This window comes from Agrobacterium sp. DE0009 (assembly GCF_007680755.1).
Lineage (GTDB): Bacteria > Pseudomonadota > Alphaproteobacteria > Rhizobiales > Rhizobiaceae > Agrobacterium > Agrobacterium tumefaciens_B.
In genome coordinates this window covers 458614-484003 of the sequence record NZ_VEIU01000003.1, presented here as the reverse complement: position 1 = coordinate 484003, position 25390 = coordinate 458614, and the positions used below count along the sequence as shown (strand labels likewise).

Below are 25390 nucleotides of genomic sequence, written 5' to 3'. Positions count from 1 at the left end.
GTACGTGCCACGACAAATCACTGTTCGTTTCGGATTGTTACATGCACAAGCGGCTGAAAACGCTGATTAATTTAGTGTTAATAACGTGAAATAAACAAAACGCCCGGATCGTGAGATCCGAGCGTTTCAAGAGGCTTATGGAATCGCCTTTAGTTGGACTGGCGACGCAGGAACGCCGGGATTTCCAGCTGGTCATCATCGTGATGGCTGGAGGAAGCAGGCGTTGCGCGGCCGTGATCGTCAAGCTGGCCACGACGCGGGGCGTAGAGGCTTGCTTCCGGCGAAAGCGGGGCGCGGCGCTGCTGCGGAGCCATGCTCGGTGCGTCCATCATGTCGGAAGGAACTTCTTCCTCTTCACGCCGGCCAAGCGAGTTGGTGATGCGCTTCAGAAGACCCATCGGGCCACGCTCTTCCTGGGCAGCAGGAGCGGCATGGGTGCGGTGGTCCAGCTCAGCCTTCACGACCGGGGGGAAGTCCTCGACCTTCGGCATGCGAACCGGCTCAGGCTGGCGGGCAACCGGCGCGGGTTCCTGATAGACGGGAGCCTGCGGCTGCTGCATGCGCGGTGCCGGAGCGGCATGCTGTTCCGGCGCGTGATAGACCGGTGCCGGAGCAACGGGAGCCGGAGCGGCCTGCTGAACCGGCTGGGCCGGACGCAGTGCCGCCGGTGCTTCAGCCGGAGACGATGCAAACAGCTTGCTCTGCGGACGGAAGTCCTGAGCCGGCTGCTGGTGAGCGGCAAAACCGAGTTCACGTTCCATTTCGGCTTCAGCCGAACGGATGGTCTGGGCAATCGGGTCTGTGGCCTTCGGTGCCTGCGAAACTGCGGCAGGCTGTACTGCGGCCGGAGCGGGAGCAACGGCCGCGGAAGGACGGATAAGCGGCTTTGCAGCGGCGGCTGCGGCGCGCATTTCGGCAACGTTCTGTTCGCCGACGCCTGCAACACGATCGATGCCGGTTGCAACGACGGAGACGCGGATGAGGCCTTCAAGCGCTTCGTCGAAGGTTGCGCCGAGGATGATGTTCGCATCCGGATCGACTTCTTCGCGAATGCGGGTCGCAGCTTCGTCGACTTCGAACAGGGTAAGGTCGCGACCGCCGGTAATGGAGATCAGCAGACCCTGCGCACCCTTCATCGAGGTTTCGTCGAGCAGCGGGTTGGCGATGGCCGCTTCCGCAGCCTGCATCGCGCGGCCCGGACCGGAAGCCTCGCCGGTGCCCATCATTGCGCGGCCCATTTCGCGCATGACCGAACGGACGTCGGCGAAGTCGAGGTTGATGAGACCTTCCTTCACCATCAGGTCGGTAATGCAGGCAACGCCGGAATAGAGGACCTGGTCGGCCATGGCGAAGGCGTCCGCAAAGGTCGTCTTGTCATTGGCAATACGGAAGAGGTTCTGGTTCGGAATGACGATCAGCGTATCGACGGACTTCTGCAGTTCCTCGATGCCCTGTTCGGCAAGACGCATACGGCGACCGCCTTCGAAGTGGAAAGGCTTGGTAACGACGCCGACCGTCAGAATGCCCTTATTGCGGGCGGCCTGTGCGACGACAGGAGCAGCACCGGTGCCGGTGCCGCCGCCCATGCCGGCGGTGACGAAGCACATGTGGGTGCCGTTCAGGTGATCGATGATCTCGTCGATGCATTCTTCAGCGGCAGCGCGGCCGACTTCCGGCTGGGAACCGGCGCCGAGGCCTTCAGTGACGTTGACGCCGAGCTGAATGACCCGATCTGCCTTGGTCATGGTCAGCGCCTGGGCATCCGTGTTGGCAACGACAAAGTCGACGCCCTGAAGGCCAGCCGTGATCATGTTGTTGACAGCGTTACCACCGCCACCGCCAACACCGAAAACGGTGATGCGTGGCTTCAGCTCTGTGATATCAGGCTTCTGCAGCTGTATCGTCATTTTAACATTCCTTCTTTCTCTGGCCGCATCGCCCCGCTGGCCGATTCTTGAAACTCAACTCTGAAACCTCCGGCTTGCGCCCCGAGGCTACTCAAAAACTCTCTTTCAGCCATTGCCCCACCCGGGCTATCCGGCCGCTACCATTGCCAAACGGCGAGAACATTCCGCCTTGCGCCGCATGAATTTCGATGTCCGCTACCTGCGGATAGATCATCAGTCCGCACGCCGTCGAAAAGGCAGGCCCCTTTGCCGCGACCGGAAGACCGGCAACACCCATCGGGCGGCCGATACGAACGTTGCGGGCAAGAATGCGCCGCGCCGTTTCCGGCAGACCCGTCAGCTGGCTTGCGCCGCCGGTCAGGACGACGCGCTTGCCGACAATCGGGCTGAAGCCGGACTTCTGGATACGATCACGGATCAATTCCAGCGTCTCTTCGATACGCGCCCGCACGATGCGGGTGACCAATGCTCTTGAAACTTGCGATGGTTGATCGCGATCATCTTCGCCAATCGGCGGGATCGAAATCATGTCGCGCTCATCCGCGCCATTCAGCAATGCCGAACCATGCACCACCTTCAGTCTCTCCGCATCTTCGATTCGTGTCGAGAGGCCTCGTGCAAGATCTGTCGTAACGTGATGGCCGCCAAGGCCGATCGCATCCGTATGGATGAGCCGGCCTTCGGCGAAAACCGAGATCGTCGTCGTGCCGCCGCCCATGTCGATGGCGGCGCAGCCGAGTTCGACTTCGTCGTCCACCAGCGCCGCGAGACCGCTGGCATAGGGCGTCGCCACCATGCCTTCGACCGACAGATGCGCGCGGTTGACGCAAAGCTCGAGGTTCTTCAACGCCGTGCGTTCGACGGTCACCACATGCATGTCGACGCCGAGAAGGTCGCCATACATGGAGAGCGGATCGCGGATACCGCGCTCACCATCCAGAGAGTAGCCCGTCGGCAGCGAATGCAGGATGGCCCGGTCCTGGCGCATGGACTGCTGGCTTGCCGCCACCAGAACCTTGCGCAGATCGCTCGCTTCCACTTCCTGCCCGCCGAGATCGATGCTCGCCGTATAGATATCGCTGGCAAGCCTTCCAGCCGAAACATTGACGATCAGGCTGTCGACGGTAAGCCCCGCCATGCGCTCGGCCGCGTCGACCGCAAGACGAATGACACCTTCCAGCGCATCAAGGTCGGCGATCACGCCTGACTTCACGCCGCGCGAACGCTGGTGGCCGATGCCGATGATTTCCACCTTGTGGGTGCGGCCGGGCAGAATTTCGCTTTCCTGACGCGGCGTCAGCCGGCCGATCATGCAAACGACCTTGGTCGAGCCGATGTCCAGCACCGAAACGATGTGGCTGCGCTTGGAAGACAGCGGCTTCAGCCGGGGCAGGCCGAAATGGGAAGAACCGAAAAAGCTCATGTGTTCTTCTCCGCTTTCTTGAGAGCCTTGGTGCGCGCATCGACAGCAGCCTGACGGCGCTCGGCAGCGCCTTCGGTCAATTGAATGGTCGTGCGATCCGAAAGGCGCAGGTCCACCGCAGCGACATCACGCGACAGCACCTTCTCTTCCAGATCGAGCCGCGCGAGCAGTTGCAGCGCCTTCGGCAGATTTTCTTCCGGCAGCTTCACGACGATGCCGTTGTCGAGATGCAGGTCCCAGCGGCGGCCGGCGATGCGCACATAGGCGCGAACCCGGTTGCGGATTTCCGGCCAGTCCGCCAGTTGATCGACGAAACCGGCTGCACCTGTTTCCGCATCGCGCCCGACGAACAGCGGCAGGGAAGCGAACTTATTGTCACGCAGCGGCGCAATCACGCTGCCGCTTTTTTCGATGAGCGACAGTTCCGAACCGTGCTGCCAGATGCCGAAAGCCTGACGCTCTTTCAGGCGGACCTCGATGGTCTTCGGGTAAACCTTGCGGATATCGACGTCTTCGACCCAGGGAAGCTGCACGAGCTTGCGGCGCGCGGCATCGATATCGAGCGCAATCAGCGAGGTGCTGCCATCAAGGCCGAGAAGCTGGAAAACGTCGATTTCCGACGTCTGGAGGTTGCCGGAGACCTTGACGTCTTCAACCGCAAAACCGGCGGCAGACGTGGTCGCCTGTGTCACGATGTTGGTGTGGCCGCCAAGCGACATGCCGTAAAGGCCAGTCGCCGCATAAAAGACGACGGCCGCAATCGTGCCGGTATGGGCGGGAATGTGGATGCGTCCGGTCGCAAGGCTGACGCCGAAGCGCACGACGCGACGCAGCGGACGCGGCAATACCATGCGGTCGTCGGCGCTGGGCGCCGCCGCGAATTGCTCGCGCTTTTTTGCCGTCGACTTTTTGCCGATCATCGCAAACACGAAGCGTCCTCCACCATCCAGCTGACAAGGTTACCAAAGGAGCGGCCAGCATGGGCCGCCATTTCCGGCACCAGGGAGGTCGGCGTCATGCCCGGCTGGGTGTTCACTTCAAGCCAGATAACTTCGCCATCTTCTGAGAAACGGTCGTCGTAACGAAAGTCTGAACGGCTTACGCCACGGCACCCGATCGCCCGATGCGCCATAACCGCCAATGATTGAATCTTTTGGTAAATTTTCGGTGAAATTTCCGCCGGAATGACATGTTTCGAGCCACCGGCGGCGTATTTTGCATCGTAATCGTAAAAATTATGACCAAGCGGCACCACCTCGGTGACACCCAGCGCCTCGCCATCGAGCACGCCGCAGGTCAATTCGCGGCCATGGATATACCGCTCGACCATGACATGGTCGCCGTATTTCCATTCAGAGGACGTGAGAATTTGCGGCGGATGCGACTGATCTTCCTTGACGATCACGACGCCGAAGCTCGAGCCTTCACGCACCGGCTTCACCACATAAGGTGGCGCAAGGGGATGTTCGCTGGTGAAATCGAATCGGTTCATGACGCGTTCGGCAGCGACAGGAACGCCGGCGGCGGCAGCCACCTTCTTGGCCTGCGCCTTGTCCATGGCAAGGGCGGAAGCCAAGACGCCGGAATGGGTATAGGGAATGGCGAGATATTCGAGGATACCCTGAATGGTGCCGTCTTCGCCGAAGGGCCCATGCAGCGCATTAAAAGCGACATCCGGGCGCAGCTCGTCGAGCACGGCAGCGATATCGCGCCCCACATCGACACGGGTGACTTTGTAGCCCTCGTCTTCCAGAGCCTGCGCGCAAGCATTGCCCGACGACAGGCTGACCGGCCGCTCCGACGAAAATCCACCCATAAGAACAGCTACGTGTTTGCCGCCCATCGAACCCTCTGACACCAACTCTCCGTTACGAACCATGCTGCGAACCGACCGATTTGGAACGACGGTGATTCTGGCACATGATCCTTGAGATCAGTTAAACGCCATTAAGGTTAATGAATCGTTTACTTTCGTTAACCGCCGCGCCCAACATGCCAAGTTCCATTAAAGAATCAGCACTGATCCGGATTCCCTCCTTGGAATCAGAGAGTTGCGAGGATTGCAACATGCGGGTTTTCAATGATCGGAAATAAATCGCGGCCATGACCCCTGTCCATGCGAGACGATGGCAAGGCCGAAACGTTAACAGGAAGCATTATTCCCCAGAGAAAATTATCTGGCGTTTCAGCGCGTTAAATCCACTGCCTGAATCAGTCTCTCAATCGCTGAACGACCACCGTCGGGCGGCAGCATGCCCACCGCCTGATCAATCACATTATTTGCAATATTTCTTTTTTTGCATTCCATGGGAACGAAAATTGCGTTAACCCACTCAGCGCCTTGTTAGGCATGACATTGCAATCCTCCACAATGGAACCAATACCATGACTGAAGCGATATCTCCGGTATCGCCGACAGCTGACAATTCGAACGTTGTAAAGACAAATTCGCCTGCACGAGTTCTCACTGCCAGCCTGGTCGGCACGACCATCGAGTTTTTCGATTTTTACGTTTACGCCACGGCCGCAGTGCTCGTGTTCCCGGCCCTGTTCTTCCCGAACAATGACCCGATGACGGCGCTTCTGGCGTCTTTCGCGACATTCTCCATCGCCTTTTTCGCTCGCCCCTTGGGCGCCGTGGTCTTCGGTCACTACGGCGACCGCGTCGGCCGCAAGACAACGCTTGTCGCAGCATTGCTGACCATGGGCGTCTCGACGGTCGTGATCGGTTTGTTGCCCTCCTATGAGACGGCGGGCGTCCTTGCGCCGCTGCTGTTGGCGCTTTGCCGCTTCGGCCAGGGCTTCGGTCTGGGTGGCGAATGGGGCGGTGCCGTCCTGCTCGCCACCGAAAATGCCCCTCCCGGCAAGCGCAGCTGGTATGGCACGTTCCCGCAGCTCGGCGCACCCGTCGGCCTGTTCCTCTCGTCAGGCGTCTTCTGGATCCTGCTGCACTTCATGTCGCAGGAAGCCCTGCTCAGCTGGGGCTGGCGCATTCCCTTCGTCGCCTCGATCATCCTGATCGCCGTCGGCATGTGGGTTCGCCTGTCCATCACCGAAACGCCCGATTTCCAGAAGGCGATCGAAAAGGAAGAACGTGTGGCCGTGCCCGTCGCGGAACTGTTCCGCAACCACAAGCGCAGCCTTGTGCTCGGCACCTTCGTGGCACTGGCCACTTTCGTGCTTTTCTACATCGGCACCGCCTATCTGCTCTCCTACAACGTCAAGGTCCTGAAAATTCCGTTCCTCGACGCGCTGGAAGTGCAGATCCTCGGCTCCGTGGTTTTCGGTATCTTCATTCCGGTCGCCGGCAAGCTCGCCGAGAAATTCGGCCGTCGCGAAATCCTGATCATCACCACCGTTCTGATCGGCCTGTTCTCCTTCCTGTTGCCCAGCCTGATGACCGGTGGCGAAGGCTCGATCTTCGTCTTCGCCGCTTTGGCGATGATGTTGATGGGCATGACATACGGCCTGATCGGCACAGCGCTTGCAGCCCCCTTCCCGACCCGCGTGCGCTACACCGGCTCGTCCATCACCTTCAACATGGCGGGCATCTTCGGCGCGTCGCTGGCGCCTTACATCGCCACATGGCTGCAGGTGAACTACGGCATGGGCTATGTCGGCTATTACCTCTGCGTATCCGCCCTCATTACGCTCGCCTGCATTCTTCTGTCGCGCAAGGACGAAGTCTGATCTGAGACGCTCAACGACAAAAGCCCGCGAAACCTTCGTTTCGCGGGCTTTTGTCTGTCAAATTCTGCTTAAGCCACCGACTGTCGGCGCTCCACGTGCCCCGTCATGCAGACGCGATTGCGTCCGCCCTCTTTCGCCCGGTAAAGCGCCAGATCGGCATTGTGCATGACCTTGTCGAAAATTTCGGCGTCGCCGCGAAAAGCGACACCAATCGAAATCGTTACCGTGATCCGCAAGCCCTGGTAGTCCACCGGCGTCGCCGCGACGGCTGCGCGCACCCTCTCGCACATCTTCAGGAAGGCCAGCCGGCTGGTCTCCTGGACGACCACAAATTCCTCGCCGCCCAAGCGCGCGACATGCGCTGGAGGATCGAAATACTCCCTTATCCGGCTGGCGACGCTCGATATGACGAGATCGCCGACGAGATGGCTGTACCTGTCATTCACCGATTTGAAATGATCGATATCGAAAAATGCGACGCAGTAGTCGGTGCCGAGCTTATCACATGCCGCATAAAGGCCGAGCCGGTTGCTGAGACCAGTCAGGGCGTCCGTATGGCTCAGATGCAGAAAACGCTCGTGAGATTGCACGAGAATTTGTACTTCCCTTGCATTCAGCCAGCAGACCAGCAATGTCACGGTGAACGCCACAGCGCCGCCGAGCGTCACAGCCAACACGATCCCATTGAAGAGATCGGTCACGAGCCCGAACTGGGCGAGAAGCGTCAGGCCGCCCGTGCACATCAGAATGACAATGAGCGTCACGAGACAAGCAATACGGATGGAGAATTCCAGAGGCTTGAGCCGCCGCCGACCCTCGAGCGTCGCGACCGAAAAACTCATCATCTCGATCGGTTTTTTCCAAAGACCCAACATCATGCTCAAAGGCACCCAGATCAAATATTTCTGTTAGTATTTCCTAATAAAAAAACAATATAAAATTCAAAAACGAAACCTTGCCCGGGCCGATCGAGCATTCACCCCAAAAGATAGAATAAAAGACATTGATCGACCGTTACGAAACACGTAACAGTCGATCAAAAGCAGAATTTTCTTGTCATAGGCAGCATTCGCCGGGGTTTACGCCCCGAGGAACGGCTCCACTTCACGACCCGGCATGAAGAGGCCAAGGCGCTTGATTTCCCATTCCAGCCGGATGCCCGATTTCTCGAAAACACGCCTGCGGATGGTCTCGCCGAGATATTCCAGATCGTAACCGGTCGCATGGCCGGTATTGATCATGAAATTGCAATGTAGCGACGACATCTGCGCGCCGCCGATGACCAGACCACGGCCACCCGCTTCGTCGATCAGTTCCCAGGCGGAATGACCGTCTGGATTCTTGAAGGTTGAACCACCGGTCTGCTCGCGAATCGGCTGCACGGTCTCGCGGTGATGCCGCACGGCGTCCATATCCGCACGGATCTTCGCCTTGTCTTCCGGATAACCCTCAAACAGCGCGCCGGTAAAGATAAGGCCCTTGTCGGCGCCGGAATGGCGGTAGCTATAGCCCATATCCGCGTTGGAAAGCACATGCTGATTGCCCTGACGGTCAACCGCATAGACTTCCACAACACGCTCACGCGTCTCGCCGCCGTTTGCGCCCGCATTCATGCGCAGCGCGCCGCCGATGGAGCCGGGAATGCCGTAATAGAAATGGAAGCCGCCGATGCCATTATCCATGGCCATGGCCGCAATATGCTTGTCCGGGCAAATCGCACCGGCCTTGATGCGGTTTTCGCCCGCAAGCTCAACCTGGCCGAAGCCCTTGGCGGATAGGCGCACGACCACACCCGGAATGCCGCCGTCACGTACAAGCAGGTTCGAGCCGACGCCGACCACGGTCAAAGGCACGTCTTCCGGCAGAATTTTCAGGAAGGCAATCAGATCATCCGTATCGTGCGGCTGGAACATCACCTCCGCAAGACCGCCGGCTCTGAACCACGTCACGCGGTCCATGGGCGCATCCGGTGTCAGACGTCCCCGCAATTCATTTACCCCGTCGCCGAGCCTCCCCAGCAATTTCACCCCATCGACCTGTCTCATTCAGACTTTCCTGATATGCTCTTCAATTCCGACGGCAGCGCCGCTGCCCATTGCGTGATATTTCCAGCCCCCAAGAGAACCACGAAATCACCCGGATTCGCAATGGCTGCGACCTCAGACGCCAAGTCTTCCCGTTTTTCGAGGAAACGGGCATCACGGTGGCCGGCGGCCTTGATGGCTGAAACCAGCGCTTCGGAGCTTGCGCCTTCGATAGGATCTTCGCCCGCAGCATAGACCGGGGCAAGAAGAATCGTATCGGCATCGTTGAAACAATGCGCGAAATCATCAAACAGGCTCGAAAGGCGGCTGTAGCGGTGCGGCTGGTGCACGGCGATGATGCGGCCCTTGCAGGCTTCCCTCGCTGCCTTCAGCACGGCCTTGATCTCCACCGGGTGGTGTCCGTAATCGTCAAAAACCTGCACCCCATTGGATTCGCCGGTGAGCGTGAAACGGCGCTTGACGCCGCCGAAGGATGCAAGTCCCTTCTTGATGTCGGCTTCCGAGATGCCGAGACGATTGGCAACGGCGATGGCAGCGGTCGCATTCGACACGTTGTGGCGGCCAGGCATCGGCAGGACGAGATCCTTGAAGGAGAACACCTTGCCGGTGCGGCGTCGGCGGATTTCCACGTCGAAGACTGAGCGCGTGCCATCGATGCGGACATTCGAAAACCGCACGTCGGCCTGCGGGTTCTCGCCGTATGTGATAACCTTGCGGTCTTCGATCCGGCCGACCAGCGCCTGGACCTCGGGATGATCGAGGCACATGACGCCGAAACCGTAGAACGGTACGTTCTCGACAAACTGCCGGAACGCGGCGCGCACGGCATCGAAATTGCCGTAATGGTCAAGATGTTCGGGATCGATATTGGTGATGACGGCGACATCGGCCGGCAGCTTCAGGAAGGTGCCGTCGGATTCATCCGCCTCCACCACCATCCACTCGCCCTCACCCATGCGTGCATTGGTACCGTAGGCATTGATGATGCCGCCATTGATGACGGTCGGGTCGAGATTGCCGGCTTCCAGCAGCGTCGCGACCATGGAGGTCGTCGTGGTCTTGCCGTGGGTGCCGCCAATGGCGATGGCGTTACGGAAGCGCATCAACTCGGCCAGCATTTCCGCACGGCGAACGATCGGCAGGTGCTTTTCCCGCGCCGCGACGAGTTCCGGATTGCTCTTCTTGATCGCAGTGGAAACGACCACGACTTCCGCATCACCAATGTTATCAGCGGTGTGGCCGACAAATACTTCGATACCCTTCTCACGCAGACGCTGCACATTGGCGCTTTCCGCTTGATCCGAGCCCTGCACCCGGTGGCCGAGATTGTGAAGCACTTCGGCAATGCCGCTCATGCCGATCCCGCCTATGCCGATGAAATGCACAAGGCCTATGGCTTTCGGCATCTTCATGCCCCAACTCCTTCATTCTTATTCTTGAATTCCTGTATGGATTGCCCAGAGGCGATTGCTTCCACCAGATCGGCCAGCACATCCGCCGCATGCGGCTTGCCGGTTGCCTTGGCCGCTGCTGCGGTTGCGGAAAGACGATCCGGCTCCGCAAGCGCCGAGGATATCAGGCCGGAAAGCTTTTGCGGCGACAGCTCCGCCTGCTTGATGACACTTGCCCCGCCCGCGGCCGACAGCGCTGCCGCATTCGCCGCCTGATCATGATCCAGCGCATGCGGATAAGGCACGAGGATCGACGGACGGCCGATCACCGAAAGCTCCGATACCGTCGAAGCGCCCGAGCGGCTGATAACCAGATCGGCCTCACCGATGCGCGAGGCCATGTCGCCGAAGAAGGGTGAAACGTCAGCCTTTACGCCCAGTTTCTGATAGGAGGCGATCACGCTGTCCTTGTCTTCCGGCCGCGCCTGCTGGGTGACGACGATGCGCTTGCGCTGCTCGTCTTTCAGAAGGCAGATCGCAGCGGGGACAGCGCTCGAGAAAAATTGCGCACCCTGACTGCCGCCAAACACGACGAGCTGGAAAGGCTCACCCGTCTGCGAGGCGGTGTATGGTATTTCTGAGGCCGCCAGCACCGCTGGGCGCACCGGGTTGCCTGTCGCGACAGTTTTCTCGGAATATTGACCGTTCGCGGGCGGCAGGAAGCCGCCGGCAATCGCCTTTACCCGTCCGGCAAGCGCCTTGTTGGCCCGGCCCATCACGGCATTCTGTTCGTGAATGATGGAGGGAACGCCAAGCCCGGTGGAGGCCAGCAACGGAGGCACGGTGGGGTAGCCGCCAAAACCGACAACAGCGACCGGCTTCAGTTTCGCCACCAGCCGACGCGCCGCGCGCAGGCCAATCCAGAGCTTCCAAAGCGAACGCGCCACGGAAACCGGGTTTTTGGAGCCGATGGTTGCAGACGGCACCACATGAATTTCATCCGCCGGGAACTTGCCGGCATAACGTTCGGCGCGGCTGTCGGTGACGAGATGCACCTGGTAACCGCGTGCCTTCAGCGTATGCGCCAGCGCCTCTGCCGGAAACACGTGGCCGCCGGTTCCACCGGCGGCAAGAAGAACGATACCCTTGCTCATGATCGTTTACTCCGCGGGAACGCCGGAACCGACGCGGAAGAAACTCCGCTCCTGCGCCCGCTTTTCGGGTCTGTGGCGTGTCAACGCCAGAAGAAAGCCGGCGGTCACGCATATCGCCATCATCGACGAGCCGCCATAGGAAATCAGCGGCAGGGTCATGCCCTTGGCAGGCATCAGTTCGAGATTGACGCCGATATTGATCATCGACTGCATGCCGATTTGAAGCACCAGACCGGCCACGGCAAAGCGGCAGAAATCGTCCTTCTCCTTGAAGGCGTGCGACAGGCCGCGCAGCACGATGAAGGCGAAGATCGCGACGAGGAACATGCAGAAAACGATGCCGAATTCTTCCGCGGCCACCGAGAAGATGAAGTCGGTATGGCTGTCGGGAATGATGCGCTTGACGATGCCCTCACCGGGTCCGCGGCCGAACCAGTCACCGCGAATGATCGCTTCACGCGCCGTATCAACCTGGAACGTATCGCCCTCACCCGTCCAGAACCGGTCGATACGGCCCGCGACGTGCGGCAACATCAGGTAGGCGGTGATGATACCGCCGACGCCGAGACCGCCGAGCATGATGATCCAGAACCAAGGCACACCCGCCATGAAGAACATGCCGCCCCACACCACCGATGTCAGGATGGTCTGACCGAAGTCGGGCTGGGCGATCAGAAGTGCGGCGACGATGCCGAAGGTGATGATGGCGAATAGATTGCCCGGAATTTCAGGATGGCGCGCCCGTTCGGCGAAGAGCCAGGCGCAGACGATCACAAAGGCCGGCTTCATGAATTCCGAAGGCTGGATCGAGAAACTGCCGATGGAAATCCACCGCCGCGCGCCCTTCACCTCGATACCGAAGAACAGCGCGAAGATCATCATCAGCAGGGAAACGATCAGCATGATGACGGCCACACGCCGCACCTGGCGGGGCGACAGGAAGGACAGGCCGATCATGATCGCCAGCGACGGCACCATGAACATGGCCTGACGTTCCACGAAGAAGAAGCTGTTGAGGCCGATACGCTCGGCGACGGCGGGTGATGCCGCGAAGGACAGCATCAGGCCAATGCCCATCAGCGCGATGAACGCCGCCAGAAAGAAACGGTCGATGGTCCAGAACCATTCCGCGACCGGACCGCGATCAACTCGGCTTACCATGGCCTTCAGTCCCCTTTTCCAGAGTGAACGAGCATCGTCATGCCATCGAGCGCCGCAACCTCTGCGACGAACGAATCACCTCTGACTTCAAAGTTCTTATATTGATCGAAGCTTGCGCAAGCCGGGGACAGCATCACGATATTGCCGGCCGTCGCGTCCTTTTCAGCATCTGCCGCCGCGTGCTGCACGGCTTTATCAAGCGTACCGGATATTTCGTAAGGCACCGCCTCGCCGAGCGTCGCGGCAAATTCAGCAGCCGCCTCGCCGATCAGATAAGCTTTTGCGATGCGCGGAAAGAGCGGCGAAAGGCTGGTGATGCCACCGGCCTTCGGCAGACCCCCGGCGATCCAGTAGATGCGGTCGAAACTCGAAAGTGCGGGTGCAGCAGCATCGGCATTGGTCGCTTTGCTGTCATTGACGAAAGTTACATTGCCGCGTCGACCCACCGGCTGCATCCGGTGCTTGAGGCCCGGGAAGGACTTGAGACCGGCACGAACCTCATCTTCCGAGACGCCGACTGCAAGGCAGGCCGCAATTGCAGCCGCGGCATTCTGTGCATTGTGGCTGCCGCGAAGCGTCTGGATACCCTCGAGATCGGTGAGCAGCGAAGACGTGCCGCCATGCGCCCGGAAAATACGGCTGCCTTCCGCATAAAGTCCTTCGGAAACGACATTACGCTTGGAAATGCGTTCGACCTTCACAGCTGCGCGCTCGATGCGATCGGCAATCAGCGTCGAATGACTGTCATCCACGCCGACAATCGCCGTGCCGCTGCCAGCCACCAGCCGTTCCTTGACGTCGGCATAATGCTGCATCGTGCCGTGGCGGTCGAGATGGTCAGGCGTCAGATTGAGCAGGATACCGGCGGTCGGATTGATCGTCGGGGCGAGATCGATCTGATAGGAAGAGCATTCCACCACGTAGAAGCGTCCCGCCTTCGGCGGATCGAGGCTCAGCACGGCCGTACCTATATTGCCGCCGAGCTGCGTGTCGCGACCAGCCGATTTCAGGATATGCGCGATCAATGCCGTCGTCGTCGACTTGCCGTTTGTGCCGGTAATGGCGATGAAGGGGCAATCCGGCGCATGCGCGCGACGTTCACGGACGAATAGCTCGATATCACCGATGATCTCAACGCCAGCGGCTTTCGCCAGATCGACTGACCAGTGCGGCTTCGGATGCGTCAGCGGTACGCCCGGGGCCAGCACGAAGGATGCGAATGAAGGCCAGTCGATGGTGCGTAGGTCCGCCGTCGTGATGCCCTCAGCCTGCGCTTTGGCGACGCTGTCGGGATTGTCGTCAAAAGCCACGACATCCGCCCCGCCAGCCGCCAGTGCACGGGCGGTTACAAGACCCGAACCACCGAGCCCGAACAGACCGACCTTCTTGCCTTTAAACGACGTGACCGGGATCATCGCTTACCTCAGCTTCAGGGTAGCGAGGCCAAGCAGCGCGAGGCCAACGGAGATGATCCAGAAACGGATGACCACCTGGCTTTCCGTCCAGCCCTTTTTCTCGAAATGGTGATGGATCGGCGCCATCAGGAAGACGCGCCTGCCGGTGCGCTTGAACCAGAACACCTGGATGATGACCGACAGGGTTTCCATGACAAAGAGACCACCGACGATGACCATGACGATCTCGTGCTTGGTGGCGACGGCGATGGAGCCGATCAGGCCGCCAAGCGCGAGCGACCCCGTATCACCCATGAAGATGGCGGCGGGCGGCGCATTGAACCACAAAAAGCCGAGACCCGCGCCGATGACGGCGCCGACGATGACGGCGAGCTCACCCGTGCCGGGCACGAAATTGATCTGCAGGTAATTGGCGAAAACCGCATTACCAGCGAGATACGAAATCACGCCGAATGTCGCGGCGGCAATCATCACGGGGACGATGGCCAGACCATCGAGACCATCCGTCAGGTTCACGGCATTGCCCGCGCCGACGATGACGAAAGCACCGAAGAGCACGAAGAAATAACCGAGATTGATCACGAATTCCTTGAAGAAGGGAAAGGCGATGGAGCTGCCGAGCGTGCCGCCATGCGGAGCGGAAGCGAGCGCCACCTTCATCATGAAGAACACGGCAATCGCCGCGATCAGGAATTCGATGCCCAGACGCGCCTTGCCGGAAAAACCCTTGTCGCTCTGTTTCGTCACTTTCAGATAATCGTCGTAGAAGCCGATGGCGCCGAAACCGAGCGTCACCATCAGAACGGCGACGACATAGACATTCGACAGGTCGCCCCACAGAAGCGAGCCGCCGAGGATACCGGCAAGGATCATCAAGCCGCCCATGGTGGGAGTGCCGGCCTTCTTGAAATGCGTCTGCGGTCCATCGGCGCGGATCGGCTGGCCTTTTCCCTGGCGAACGCGCAGCGAGTTGATGATGGCCGGTCCAAACAGGAAGACGATCAGGGCCGAGGTAAACATCGCCGCACCGGCCCGGAAGGTGATGTACCGGAACAGGTTGAAGATTTGAATTTTATCCGACAGTTCGACGAGCCAGATCAGCATAATTGCCCTTTCAAAAGGCTATTTCAGACTTGGCGTTCCGTCTCGGGGAATGCCGGATACTTGTCAAGCAGGGCGGCGACAATCTTGCCGAAACCAAGCCCGAGTGACGATTTTACCATCAGCGCGTCTCCCGGTTGCACCCATTGCAGGGCGAAATCGATAAGTTCCGCCGTCGTCGGGAACCAGATGACGGTAACGCTGTCAGGCAGCGCGTCGCGCAAGGCGGCCATCGCCTCGCCTGCGAGCCACACATGTTCGATACCCGCCGCGAGCAATGGTCCGGCCAATTCTTCATGCAGTTGCGCCGAAAATTCGCCCATCTCCAGCATGTCGCCGAGGACGGCAACGCGACGGCCGTGACCCTGCGTCGGCGTTTCCGCCAGCACGGCGATCGACGCCCGCATGGAGGCCGGATTGGCGTTATAGCTTTCATCGATCAGCAGGAAGGAGCCACCGTTGATCTGAAGATGGTGACGCTGGCCACGCCCCTTCACCGCCTCAAGCGATCCAAGCACCTCGAAGGCGCGATCAAGATTGGCGCCCGTGATCGCCACGGCACCAAGCACCGCCATCGCATTGTCTGCAATGTGCCGGCCCGGAATGTTGAGATGCAGTTCGCTGGTCTCGCCATTGAGGATCGCCCAGATCGTCGAGCCGGTCGCTGTGCTCTCGAAATCGGCCAAGCGGAAATCGGCCTTGGCGTGCTGACCGAAGGTCAGGATATGCTCGATACCCTGCTCCTGCGCCGCCTCCTCAAGCTGCTCGAACTGCGCGTTGTCACGATTGAGGATGACGGAACCGCCCTCCTCCACGCCCTCGAAAATCTCCGCCTTGGCGCTAGCGATCTCTTCGATGTTCTTGAAATTGCCGAGATGGGCAGGTGCGATGGTCGTGATGATCGCCACATGCGGACGGACCATCTTCACCAGCGGCCGGATTTCGCCGGAATGGTTCATGCCGATTTCGAAAACACCGAATTCCGTGTCCGCTGGCATGCGCGCGAGCGTCAGCGGCACGCCCCAATGGTTGTTGAAGGACGCCACTGCCGCATGCACCCGGCCCGAAGGGGCGAGCGCCTGCCGCAGCATTTCCTTGGTCGTGGTCTTGCCGACCGAACCGGTCACCGCGATGATGCGCGCCGAGGTTCTCTCACGCGCCGCGATGGCCAGCTTGCCAAGGGCTGCGAGCACATCTTCCACCACGATCATCGGCACCGTCAGACGGCCGAGCGCAGGCAGCTTTGCTTCAGCAACGACCAGAAGACCAGCGCCATTGGCAACGGCAAAGCTGGTATAGTCATGGCCGTCCACCCGATCACCCTTGATCGCGAAAAAGGCCTCGCCCTGCTTGACCGACCGGCTGTCGATGGAAATGCCGGTGATTCCCGTCGGCAAATTGCCCACCGGGCGTCCTGCCGTGATGGCGATCATGTCGGCGACTGTCCATAACCAGCTCAAATTTTCGATCCTTCCAGCCCTGCCAGTGCAGCGCGCACCTGCTCATGATCGGAAAAAGGCAGCGTCACGGACCCAACGATCTGCCCCTCTTCATGTCCTTTGCCTGCGACGATCAACGTGTCGCCGTGCGAGAGCATCGATACCGCATGACGGATGGCCTCGGCCCTGTCACCGATTTCGAGTGCGCCCGGTGCGGCGGCCATGACTTCCGAGCGGATGGTCGCCGCGTCCTCGGAGCGCGGATTGTCGTCCGTGACGATGACGATGTCGGAAAGACGCGTGGCGACCTCGCCCATGATCGGGCGCTTGCCCTTGTCGCGATCGCCGCCACAGCCAAAGACGGTGATGATGCGGCCGGAGGTGAAGGGCCGCACAGAAGTCAGCACATTCTCCAGCGCATCCGGCTTGTGGGCATAGTCCACATAGGCGAGCGCGCCGTTTTTCGTCTGGCCCACAAGTTCGAGGCGGCCTGCGGCGCCGACCAGCTTTTCGAGCGCCTTGAGCGCCCTTGCGGCGGGAACACCCGTTGACATGGCAAGACCGGCGGCGACAAGCGCATTGGCCACCTGGAAATCACCCGCCAGCGGGATATCGACTTCGTGGATGACACCGTCATGATGCACTTCGATCATCTGCTTGTGGCGGAAATGCTCGACGCGCTTCAAAGCGAGATATTGGCCGTTCCGTCCGACAGTGCGGACATCGAGACCGGCTTCGCGCGCTGCCCGGATCGCCTTGTCCGACCAGGGATCATCGGCGAAGATCACCGCGGGAGCGCCTTTTTGCATCAGTGTATCGAAAAGCCGCATCTTCGCGGCCATGTAATCCTCGACGGTCGGATGGTAATCCATGTGGTCGCGGCCGAGATTGGTGAAGCCTGCGGCAGAAAGGTGCACGCCATCGAGGCGGCGCTGATCGAGACCGTGGCTGGAAGCTTCCATCGCGGCGTGGGTCACGCCTTCGCTTGCAAGCTCGGCGAGAAGCGCATGCAGCGTGACCGGATCGGGCGTCGTCAGCGCGCCATAATCCTCACGACCGGGAGCGATGACGCCGGTTGTGCCGATCTGCGCCGCAGCATGGCCTGCGAAAGCCCATATCTGCCGCACGAAGGAGGCGACTGATGTCTTTCCAGCGGTGCCGGTGACGGCGACCATGGTTTCCGGTTGTTTCCCATAAAAGCGGGAGGCGGCAAGGGAGAGATAAAGGCGTGGGTCGGTGACGACCAGAACCGGCACGTCGGCGTCTACTGCGTGCCCGGAAACAACGGCGACCGCACCCTTGGCAACCGCGTCCTTCACATAGGTCGCACCATCGACCTTGGTGCCAGAAACCGCCACGAACAGGCTGCCCGGCGCAGCCTTGCGGCTGTCTGCGGTAATCCCCCCGATTTCGATCGCCCCTGTTTCAGACAGGAGCAATTCTTTCAATTCCGGAAACGCGTTTCCGGATATATCTCGCAAATTCATCGACTGTGTCCGTCTTGTCCCCCCGGCGCGAATCGCCGGAACATCATAAGCTAACAATCAATAAGACACGAGCAAGGCCGAGCCATCCTTGCCGAACTTCGGCTTCACACCCAGCACCGCCGCCGTGCGGCTGATGATATCGTGCACCATGGGCGCTGCGGACGTGCCGGCAAGTGCCGCGCCGTTGCCCTTGTCCGTCTTCGGCTCATCGATGAAGGACAGCACCACATATTGCGGATCATCCATCGGGAAAGCCGACAGGAAGGCGTTGAAGTTCTTGTCGTGAACATAGCGACCGTTCACGACCTTGTCGGCCGTGCCGGTCTTGCCGCCGACGTTGAAGCCATCGACGCGCGCGTTTCGGCCGGAACCGTTGACGCCGTTCCACTCGAAGAGGAAGCGCATATCCTTGCTGGCGCCGGGCTTCAGGACCTGCTTTGCCACCTGATCCGCCTGTTCGCGGGTGCGCGGCAGGAAGGTCGGTTCGATGAGTTTGCCGCCATTGACGAGCGCCGCACCGGCAACCGCCGTCTGCAGCGGCGTGGTAGAAACGCCGTGACCGAAGGAAATGGTGATGGAGTTGATCTTCTTCCACTCGCGCGGCTGCGAGGGCAGCGCCACTTCAGGCAGTTCGGTCTGCATGCGCGTGAGAAGACCAAGCCTTGTGAGGAATTCCTTGTGGCCTTCGGTGCCAACGGTGTCAGCAATCTTCGCCGTACCGATGTTTGACGAATACTGGAAGATTTCCGGCACCGAGAGCATGCGGCCCTTGCCGTGGAAGTCCTTGATGGTGAAGCCGCCGATGCGGATCGGGTAACGCGCGTCGAACATATCGCCGAGACGGACGCGGCCCGAATCAAGACCCATGGCAATGGTGAAGGATTTGAAGGTGGAGCCCATTTCGAACGTGCCGTTCGACATGCGGTTGAGCCAGCCTTCCTTCGCGCCTTCGGCCGGGTTGTTTGGATCGTAATCCGGCACCGAGGCCATAGCGAGAACTTCGCCGGTATGCACATCCAGAACCACGGCACCGGCGCCGATCGCCTGGAACTTCGTGATGGCCGAAGTCACGACTTCACGCACAATGGACTGCACGCGCAGGTCGATGGAGAGCTTTACAGGTTCCAGCGGCTGATCGCTCGTCATGCCGAGCGCCGTCAGATCGGCAAGGCCCTGGCTGTCGACGTAACGCTCCATGCCGGCAACGCCGCGGTTGTCGATATTGACGTGACCGACAACATGCGCCGCGGTCGGCCCGCCGGGATAAAAGCGGCGCTTTTCCGGGCGGAAGCCGATGCCGGGAATACCAAGCGCGAGAATCTGGCTCTGCTGCTTCGGTGTCAACTGGCGGCGCAGCCACTGGAACCGCGAATTGGAGGAAAGCTTCTGGTAGGTCGTGCGCTGGTCGAGGTCCGGCAAGACCGTGCGCAGCTTTTCGATGGCCTCGTCAATATCAACGATACGATGCGGCTCGGCAAAAAGCGAGACGGTGCGGATATCGGTGGCCAGCACCTCGCCGTTACGGTCGAGAAGATCAGGGCGCGACGCCATCAAGCGGTCGGCAGGCGCAATGCTCGACACCGTCTCCTGCTCGGCCATGCCATATTGCACCAGACGTCCGCCGACGACGGCGTAAAAGGCGACGAAACCGAAAATGAGAAGGCCCACGCGGCTTTTTGCCTGCGCCGCGCGCTTCTTGCGCGCGCCTTCAAACGCCGCATGATCGGCGTGGATGCCGGTCGTGCTGGCGGAAAAGTGAGCCTTGCTCTTCAAAACCATGGCGCGGGAGAGAAAAGACATCAGCGGTTCACCGATCCTGTTATCGTGTCGTCCATGTCGTCGGTTTCATCACCCACGGTGGCGGAAGCCACGGGCACGGGTGCCGGTGCGGGGCGAGAAACACGGGCACGCGGGGTCGGCACCGGAACGCCGTTCACGGCAATCTGACCCGCCGGCGGGGATTTTGGTTTGGAAGCGCCACCCAGCGTCGCGCCGGGCTTGGAGCCATTGACGGCAGCGGCGATGACGTCTTCAACGCTCATGCCTTCCGGCTCGGGCGGCTGCGGCAACTGCGAGCGCAGCATGGGCAACTCGCGCGGCTGCGCCAGTTGCGTCGGCAGCGTCGGCGAAAGACCGAGTTCCGTCTGATAGGCATTGACCAGACGGTGCAGGCGGTTCGGCTGCGTCAGCAATGCCCAGTCTGCCCGCAGGAGATCGATCGTATCCTTTTCAAGCTTTATCTCGGCTTCAAGCTTGCGGACCTCTTCAAGCTTCAGATCGGCCTTGTGCTTGATCGAGTAGGTCACGACCGCCGCAGCGACCATGACCCCCATCAAGATGACATCGAAAGTGCGCAGCATATCAGCCTCCCATCTTTTCAAGGCTGGCGAGATCGGGAAGCTCGAATATCGAGAAGTCCGCAGCACGCGCCGGTGCCGTGGTGCGCAGGCCCGCGCGAAGTTTGGCCGAACGGGCCCGCGGATTGAGCTCCGCCTCCTCGTCGCTGGCGGCGATCATCGGCTTGCCAATAGTCTCAAAAATGGCGGGCTTGTCCTCCACCATCGGCAGATGCCGGGAACCCGCGGCCTTGCCCGAACGGTCGGAGAAGAATTTCTTAACGATACGGTCTTCCAGCGAATGGAAGGTGACGACGACCAGCCGCCCTCCTGGCTTCAAGGACCGCTCTGCAGCGAACAGCGCTTGCGCCAGCTCGCCCAGCTCGTCATTGACGAAAACGCGCAGCGCCTGGAACACCCGCGTTGCCGGGTGAATCTTGTCTTTGGCTTTACGCGGCGTGACGATCTCGATCAGGCCCGCTAGATCGCGGGTGGTACGGAAAGGCTCTTCCGCCCGCTTTTTCTCGATGGCGCGGGCAATGCGACCCGGCTGCTTTTCTTCGCCGAGAAAACCGAAGATGCGGATAAGATCCCCAACCTTGGCGCGGTTGACGACATCCGCCGCCGAAACGCCGGAAGCGGACATGCGCATGTCGAGCGGGCCATTTTTCTGGAAGGAGAAGCCGCGCTCGGCTTCGTCGAGCTGCATGGAGGACACACCGATATCGAGAACCACCCCATCGAGGCCACCCTCCGGCGCATGCTTTGCGAGATCGGAAAATTGCGATTGAATGAGCGAAAGGCGGCCGCCATTGGCCGCGACCATGGCCTGACCGCCGGCGATAGCCGTTGGATCGCGGTCGAGCGCGATGACATTTGCGCCCTGATCGAGAAGGGCCTGGGTATAGCCGCCGGCACCGAAAGTGCCATCCAGAATGACCTTGCCGGGGGCGGGTTCAAGTGCGGTGATGACTTCGCGAAGCAGCACAGGAATATGGCGCTGAGGTCCGCCATCGGCATCAGAAGATCGTCCGCCAGAATTCGCCGCCATTGACTGTCCCCGTCCTAGGCGGGGCGAGCAGCCGAAAAACCGCGCCCCGCTCTTGCCTCCGCCTGCGCCGCCAAAAACGCATCCGGTTGCCAAAGCTGAAAATGATCCGCCCGTCCGACGAAGGTGACCTCGGTAGAGATGCCGGTGAATTCCCGCACAAAATCCGTCACCATCAATCGACCTTCCTGGTCGAGCTTCATGAAAACACCGCCGCCGTGAACCAGCAGCGACATTGCGTTCGCTTCCGGCGAGAAGGCATCCATGGACGCGATCTGCCGCTCGTAGCGCTCCAGCAGATCCGGACCGCCGACACTGATTGCCGGAAACGCGAAATCCTGGAGACAATACAGCTCCTGAATGCCGCGCTTGGCCAGCACCGAACGAAACGGAGACGGAACCGAAACGCGCCCCTTGGCGTCGATCCTGTTCGTCACGTTCGATAAAAAGCGGTCCATTACTCAACTCGCCAAAACCGCATGCCGCAAAGCGATCCATCCGCCCCGCAGCCGACACCGGTACGCACGACACATCGCCAAGCGCCAGGACAACATGCCCTGCAGCAGCCCCTCGCAGGCTCCTCACTTGTTTCAGCGATTGCGGGTCAAAAACACGACCCAATGTGGTGTGCATTTGGGATATCATGGGACACTATGGGCGTCAATGGGATGAAGCCGGCACGATACCGCCTTCGCATCGGAAATTCATAAGCCGTTAAGTTTAACGAATGGTTTACTTTGCGCGCGAAGACGGCGGTTTACCGGCACAAAGGCTGGCTTAACCGGGCAATTTTCCGATTTAAAAACAATATGATGATATGATTTTTTAGATGTTTCCCGTCCGCGACGGAAAAGAAAAATTCGCCAGTTGGCCTGTAAGCCGGGTTCTGTATGGCCCCGGTTTGACCCGGAACGTGGCAGCCATTCATCTGGGACGGCATTTGCATGCCGCCTCGCGCAACCCACCCGGATGACGGGCCCGGAAACCGGCTGTGAACGGGCTTTCGCCCGCCCCGTGTCATCCCTATTCGGTCTTGCTCCCGGTGGGGTTTACCTTGCCGCCGCTGTTACCAGAAGCGCGGTGGGCTCTTACCCCACCCTTTCACCCTTACCATGCGAAGCATGGCGGTTTGCTCTCTGTGGCACTTTCCCTGGGGTCGCCCCCGCCGGACGTTATCCGGCACCGTATTTCCGTGGAGCCCGGACTTTCCTCACCTTACCGTCTTTCGACATTGGTAAAGCGCGGCTGCCCGGCCAACTGGCTTGGGCTGCATAACCATGTTCCGCAGCGAAAGCCACCGAAAAGCGACGGGAAAGCTCAAAGAAATGCCGGTTTGAAATCTGTCGAGAAGGCACCGTCGGCGATTTGTCCGTCCCGCAGCAACAGGGCACCGAGCCGCCCAATCTCATCCGAGCTCTTGGCCGCCGTCCCATTGCCGCCAGTCAGAACGGCAATGCGCGGCGAAGACGTGAAGCCAATGGCCGGATAGCCACTTTGCGTTTTGGATACAACGCAGGCCGCCATAGAGACGCGCGAGAGATCAACGGAAGGCACCAGCGTTCCGACGATGCCAGCGAGATGATCCCGCACGCTTTCCCGGCCACCGGAGCGGAACCATTCCCGAATCTCTGGATCGCTTGTAAGCCGCTTGTCGTCGGGATCGCCGCCGATCTTCAGATAGAATTTGCCATCGGGATAGCGGACCGGCGGCAGCAGGTAGATGTGTTTTGTCGTGTCGCGCGGCTCATAGATCAACGACGGCATGCCCGCATATTGCGCAAGGTCACCCTCATTTATCTCAAAGAACGCAACAGTGCGCGCGTAAACATCCAGCGCCACAGGCTGGGGCAACAGATCTTGCATGATCGAGAAGCCGCCAGCCGCCACCAGCACACGGTCTGCGGTATAAACCGCGCCTGAAGTGGTGTGCACCGACGCCCTGCCACCGCTTTCACGGGTTGAGACGACGATGTCGTCGATCAGTATAGCGCCCGCCTTCTCCGCGAGGATCGCTTGCGCCTTCACCAGCGCGCGCGGGTTGACGTAACCGGCATTGTCGCTCTCGAAGATACCTTCGCAACCCTGTTCGAAGGAGAAATAGGGAAAGCGGCTTTTCAGGCTCTGGTCCTCAAGCAATTCCGTGGAAACGCCAAGCCGGGCGGCTGCGGACAGAACATTCTCGACGAAGGGGTTCTTTCCGCCCCGTTCGGGTCCCACCATCAGACAGCCCACCGGGGCGTAAAACTCCACACCACTTCTCGTCGCAATATCGCCATAACGTGCAATGGAGCGGTTGGCGAGCAACGCCCAAGCGGCATCGCCATCGATAGTGCGAGTAATCCGCGCCTCATCATAATGGCTGGCGAAGACACCCTGATGCGATTTGATGTCGGCAGGTTCACCAGGACCGATCAGCGCGACGCCATCGACTGTTTCGGCCAGATGGCGGGCGGCGGCAGCACCCATCATGCCACGCCCCACAACGATATATTTGAAATGTCCCGACATGCCGCCCTCTTTACCCGCTCACTTCCATTGCAACCTTCTAGCCGTCTGGCGCAAATATTTCAGACGAAAACCGGCGCCATTTCGGCAGCGAATTCATCTTCCTTCAGCTGACCGTTCAGAAGCAACTGCGCGCCAAGCCGCCCGATCTCGTCGGAGGATTTGGCGGCAACGAAATTGCCGCCGGTTAGAACCGCGATGTTGGAGGATTGGGTATAGCCGATATAGGGATAACCGCTGCGGGTGATCGAGGCGACGCAGGAACCTGATGTTACCGAGCAACCGTCAAGTTCCGGCATCAATGACAGGGCTTTTTTCTTCAGGAACTCCACCTCGGCAGGCGTTCCGTCAGAATGGAACCAGTCAACGGCCTGAGCCAGGGTTTCGAGCCTGCCCTTTTCGCTTTCACCGCCGATCTTCAAATAGACTTTTCCATCGGGATACCGCACCGGCGGAAGGATGTAGACGATGTCGTCCTCCGTTTCGGCAAGCACAATCGTCGATGGCATCGTGCCGAATATCGACTGCCTTGCCTCATCCAGCTCGAAAAACACGATGGTGCGGCCAGTCGCCGCCATATCGACCGGCGATGGCAGAAGTTCCGCCATATTGGTGAAGCCGCCGGCCGCAACAATGACCTTATCGGCGGTGTAAGTCGCGCCTTCCCGCGTGATGACATTGACGCCGCGCGACGTATCGCGGATCTGCGCCGCCGTTTCCCGCACCAGCCGCGTACCCTGCGCTTCTGCGATTGCGCATTGCGCCTTTACCAGAGCGCGCGGGTTGACGTGGCCGGCATGGCGCGGCTCGAAGTAACCGCTGTGGTCGGCAGGCAGGGAAAACATCGGAAACCGGTCGGAGACCACATCATGGCCCAGCGTCTCTACGCCAAGGCCAAGACGGTCGGCCGAGGACAGCGCGCGTGACACATAGTCGCCGGCAAGCCCCTTGCCGTTGCCGGTGAACAGGCAGCCTGCCTCCGTGAAAAAGCGGATGCCGCTTTTTGCCTCGATATCGGCATAACGGCGGATGGAACGTTGTGCCAGTTCCGCCCAGACGGGATCGCCGTCAAACCCGCGCGTGATTCGCGCCTCGTCGTAGTGGCTTGAAAAGACGCCCTTATGCGCCTTTCGATCCGCCGGCTCCGCCGGACCGATCAACGCCACGCCATCCGTTTGCACCGAGAGATGCCGCGCCGCGGCCGCTCCCATCATCCCGGCCCCGACGACGATGTATTTGAAATCCGGCATGTCACGCTCCGCATCAGCTTTGCCTCTGACTACAGCAT

At 60.2% G+C, this 25390-nt stretch carries 20 protein-coding genes and 1 other RNA gene; 1 reads left to right on the top strand and 20 read right to left on the bottom strand.

Annotated features, from left to right (window positions below; all coding sequences use genetic code 11):
- Window positions 1–149 precede the first annotated feature (149 nt).
- The 4 genes from ftsZ to FS804_RS15025 all read right to left on the bottom strand — a co-directional run bounded on the left by ftsZ (window position 150) and on the right by FS804_RS15025 (window position 5173).
- Complete coding sequence (ftsZ, locus tag FS804_RS15040; RefSeq protein ID WP_144577366.1) at window positions 150–1907, bottom strand: cell division protein FtsZ; 1758 nt, start codon at window positions 1905–1907, stop codon at window positions 150–152.
- A 91-nt stretch (window positions 1908–1998) separates the two neighbouring features.
- A complete protein-coding gene (ftsA, locus tag FS804_RS15035; RefSeq protein ID WP_063950569.1) occupies window positions 1999–3330 on the bottom strand; it encodes a cell division protein FtsA in 1332 nt (443 codons plus the stop codon).
- On the bottom strand, window positions 3327–4259 hold the full coding sequence (locus FS804_RS15030; RefSeq protein ID WP_186376814.1) for a cell division protein FtsQ/DivIB: 933 nt from the start codon (window positions 4257–4259) through the stop codon (window positions 3327–3329). Before FS804_RS15030 ends, ftsA begins: the two co-directional genes overlap by 4 nt.
- A complete protein-coding gene (locus FS804_RS15025; protein WP_063950571.1) occupies window positions 4247–5173 on the bottom strand; it encodes a D-alanine--D-alanine ligase in 927 nt (308 codons plus the stop codon). The genes FS804_RS15030 and FS804_RS15025 overlap by 13 nt, the downstream gene beginning before the upstream one ends.
- A 542-nt stretch (window positions 5174–5715) precedes the next feature.
- Here FS804_RS15025 and FS804_RS15020 point away from each other — a divergent pair.
- Window positions 5716–7020, top strand: coding sequence for an MFS transporter (locus FS804_RS15020; RefSeq protein ID WP_144577363.1), 1305 nt, complete (start codon window positions 5716–5718; stop codon window positions 7018–7020).
- A gap of 68 nt (window positions 7021–7088) precedes the next feature.
- Here FS804_RS15020 and FS804_RS15015 read toward each other — a convergent pair whose 3' ends face one another.
- The 16 genes from FS804_RS15015 to FS804_RS14940 form a co-directional block, all read right to left on the bottom strand.
- Window positions 7089–7898, bottom strand: a complete 810-nt coding sequence (locus FS804_RS15015; RefSeq protein WP_144577361.1) for a GGDEF domain-containing protein — start codon at window positions 7896–7898, stop codon at window positions 7089–7091.
- Between the two features lie 201 nt (window positions 7899–8099).
- Window positions 8100–9065 carry a UDP-N-acetylmuramate dehydrogenase gene (gene murB, locus FS804_RS15010; RefSeq protein WP_063950573.1) on the bottom strand — a complete coding sequence of 322 codons (966 nt, stop codon included), beginning with the start codon at window positions 9063–9065 and terminating at the stop codon, window positions 8100–8102.
- Window positions 9062–10477, bottom strand: coding sequence for a UDP-N-acetylmuramate--L-alanine ligase (gene murC / locus FS804_RS15005; protein ID WP_144577359.1), 1416 nt, complete (start codon window positions 10475–10477; stop codon window positions 9062–9064). The genes murB and murC overlap by 4 nt, the downstream gene beginning before the upstream one ends.
- Window positions 10474–11610, bottom strand: a complete 1137-nt coding sequence (gene murG, locus FS804_RS15000; RefSeq protein WP_144577357.1) for an undecaprenyldiphospho-muramoylpentapeptide beta-N-acetylglucosaminyltransferase — start codon at window positions 11608–11610, stop codon at window positions 10474–10476. Before murG ends, murC begins: the two co-directional genes overlap by 4 nt.
- Before the next feature lie 6 nt (window positions 11611–11616).
- Window positions 11617–12771 (bottom strand): putative lipid II flippase FtsW, encoded by a 1155-nt coding sequence (gene ftsW, locus FS804_RS14995; RefSeq protein WP_063950576.1) that lies wholly within the window; start codon window positions 12769–12771, stop codon window positions 11617–11619.
- Between the two features lie 5 nt (window positions 12772–12776).
- The gene (gene murD, locus FS804_RS14990; RefSeq protein ID WP_144577355.1) at window positions 12777–14186 is read right to left on the bottom strand and encodes a UDP-N-acetylmuramoyl-L-alanine--D-glutamate ligase; all 1410 of its coding nucleotides are present in this window, start codon (window positions 14184–14186) and stop codon (window positions 12777–12779) included.
- Between the two features lie 3 nt (window positions 14187–14189).
- Window positions 14190–15290: a phospho-N-acetylmuramoyl-pentapeptide-transferase gene (gene mraY / locus FS804_RS14985; protein ID WP_063950578.1), complete on the bottom strand. Its 1101-nt coding sequence runs from the start codon at window positions 15288–15290 to the stop codon at window positions 14190–14192.
- Between the two features lie 23 nt (window positions 15291–15313).
- On the bottom strand, window positions 15314–16747 hold the full coding sequence (locus FS804_RS14980) for a UDP-N-acetylmuramoylalanyl-D-glutamyl-2,6-diaminopimelate--D-alanyl-D-alanine ligase (RefSeq protein WP_144577353.1): 1434 nt from the start codon (window positions 16745–16747) through the stop codon (window positions 15314–15316).
- Window positions 16744–18213, bottom strand: coding sequence for a UDP-N-acetylmuramoyl-L-alanyl-D-glutamate--2,6-diaminopimelate ligase (locus tag FS804_RS14975; RefSeq protein WP_144577351.1), 1470 nt, complete (start codon window positions 18211–18213; stop codon window positions 16744–16746). Before FS804_RS14975 ends, FS804_RS14980 begins: the two co-directional genes overlap by 4 nt.
- A 57-nt stretch (window positions 18214–18270) precedes the next feature.
- Window positions 18271–20013 (bottom strand): penicillin-binding protein 2, encoded by a 1743-nt coding sequence (locus tag FS804_RS14970; RefSeq protein WP_063950581.1) that lies wholly within the window; start codon window positions 20011–20013, stop codon window positions 18271–18273.
- Window positions 20013–20573, bottom strand: coding sequence for a hypothetical protein (locus FS804_RS14965; protein WP_063950582.1), 561 nt, complete (start codon window positions 20571–20573; stop codon window positions 20013–20015). Before FS804_RS14965 ends, FS804_RS14970 begins: the two co-directional genes overlap by 1 nt.
- A gap of 1 nt (window position 20574) precedes the next feature.
- Window positions 20575–21600 (bottom strand): 16S rRNA (cytosine(1402)-N(4))-methyltransferase RsmH, encoded by a 1026-nt coding sequence (gene rsmH / locus FS804_RS14960; RefSeq protein WP_144577349.1) that lies wholly within the window; start codon window positions 21598–21600, stop codon window positions 20575–20577.
- A 14-nt stretch (window positions 21601–21614) separates the two neighbouring features.
- Complete coding sequence (mraZ, locus tag FS804_RS14955) at window positions 21615–22055, bottom strand: division/cell wall cluster transcriptional repressor MraZ (RefSeq protein ID WP_004430734.1); 441 nt, start codon at window positions 22053–22055, stop codon at window positions 21615–21617.
- Between the two features lie 401 nt (window positions 22056–22456).
- Window positions 22457–22858: RNase P RNA component class A (gene rnpB, locus FS804_RS14950), an RNA gene on the bottom strand.
- A gap of 56 nt (window positions 22859–22914) precedes the next feature.
- Window positions 22915–24105, bottom strand: a complete 1191-nt coding sequence (locus FS804_RS14945; RefSeq protein ID WP_144577347.1) for an FAD-binding oxidoreductase — start codon at window positions 24103–24105, stop codon at window positions 22915–22917.
- A 59-nt stretch (window positions 24106–24164) separates the two neighbouring features.
- Entirely contained in the window at window positions 24165–25352 is a 1188-nt protein-coding gene (locus tag FS804_RS14940; protein WP_144577346.1) for an FAD-dependent oxidoreductase, read from the bottom strand.
- Between the last annotated feature and the right edge of the window lie 38 nt (window positions 25353–25390).

What these genes read in the sequence shown, in the direction of transcription:
- ftsZ (WP_144577366.1), bottom strand. Translation starts at nt 1,907, where the DNA reads ATGACGATACAGCTGCAGAAGCCTGATATCACAGAGCTGAAGCCACGC.
- ftsA (WP_063950569.1), bottom strand. Translation starts at nt 3,330, where the DNA reads ATGAGCTTTTTCGGTTCTTCCCATTTCGGCCTGCCCCGGCTGAAGCCG.
- FS804_RS15025 (WP_063950571.1), bottom strand. Translation starts at nt 5,173, where the DNA reads ATGGGCGGCAAACACGTAGCTGTTCTTATGGGTGGATTTTCGTCGGAG.
- FS804_RS15020 (WP_144577363.1), top strand. Translation starts at nt 5,716, where the DNA reads ATGACTGAAGCGATATCTCCGGTATCGCCGACAGCTGACAATTCGAAC.
- FS804_RS15015 (WP_144577361.1), bottom strand. Translation starts at nt 7,898, where the DNA reads ATGATGTTGGGTCTTTGGAAAAAACCGATCGAGATGATGAGTTTTTCG.
- murB (WP_063950573.1), bottom strand. Translation starts at nt 9,065, where the DNA reads ATGAGACAGGTCGATGGGGTGAAATTGCTGGGGAGGCTCGGCGACGGG.
- murC (WP_144577359.1), bottom strand. Translation starts at nt 10,477, where the DNA reads ATGAAGATGCCGAAAGCCATAGGCCTTGTGCATTTCATCGGCATAGGC.
- murG (WP_144577357.1), bottom strand. Translation starts at nt 11,610, where the DNA reads ATGAGCAAGGGTATCGTTCTTCTTGCCGCCGGTGGAACCGGCGGCCAC.
- ftsW (WP_063950576.1), bottom strand. Translation starts at nt 12,771, where the DNA reads ATGGTAAGCCGAGTTGATCGCGGTCCGGTCGCGGAATGGTTCTGGACC.
- murD (WP_144577355.1), bottom strand. Translation starts at nt 14,186, where the DNA reads ATGATCCCGGTCACGTCGTTTAAAGGCAAGAAGGTCGGTCTGTTCGGG.
- mraY (WP_063950578.1), bottom strand. Translation starts at nt 15,290, where the DNA reads ATGCTGATCTGGCTCGTCGAACTGTCGGATAAAATTCAAATCTTCAAC.
- FS804_RS14975 (WP_144577351.1), bottom strand. Translation starts at nt 18,213, where the DNA reads ATGAATTTGCGAGATATATCCGGAAACGCGTTTCCGGAATTGAAAGAA.
- FS804_RS14970 (WP_063950581.1), bottom strand. Translation starts at nt 20,013, where the DNA reads ATGTCTTTTCTCTCCCGCGCCATGGTTTTGAAGAGCAAGGCTCACTTT.
- FS804_RS14965 (WP_063950582.1), bottom strand. Translation starts at nt 20,573, where the DNA reads ATGCTGCGCACTTTCGATGTCATCTTGATGGGGGTCATGGTCGCTGCG.
- rsmH (WP_144577349.1), bottom strand. Translation starts at nt 21,600, where the DNA reads ATGGCGGCGAATTCTGGCGGACGATCTTCTGATGCCGATGGCGGACCT.
- mraZ (WP_004430734.1), bottom strand. Translation starts at nt 22,055, where the DNA reads ATGGACCGCTTTTTATCGAACGTGACGAACAGGATCGACGCCAAGGGG.
- FS804_RS14945 (WP_144577347.1), bottom strand. Translation starts at nt 24,105, where the DNA reads ATGTCGGGACATTTCAAATATATCGTTGTGGGGCGTGGCATGATGGGT.
- FS804_RS14940 (WP_144577346.1), bottom strand. Translation starts at nt 25,352, where the DNA reads ATGCCGGATTTCAAATACATCGTCGTCGGGGCCGGGATGATGGGAGCG.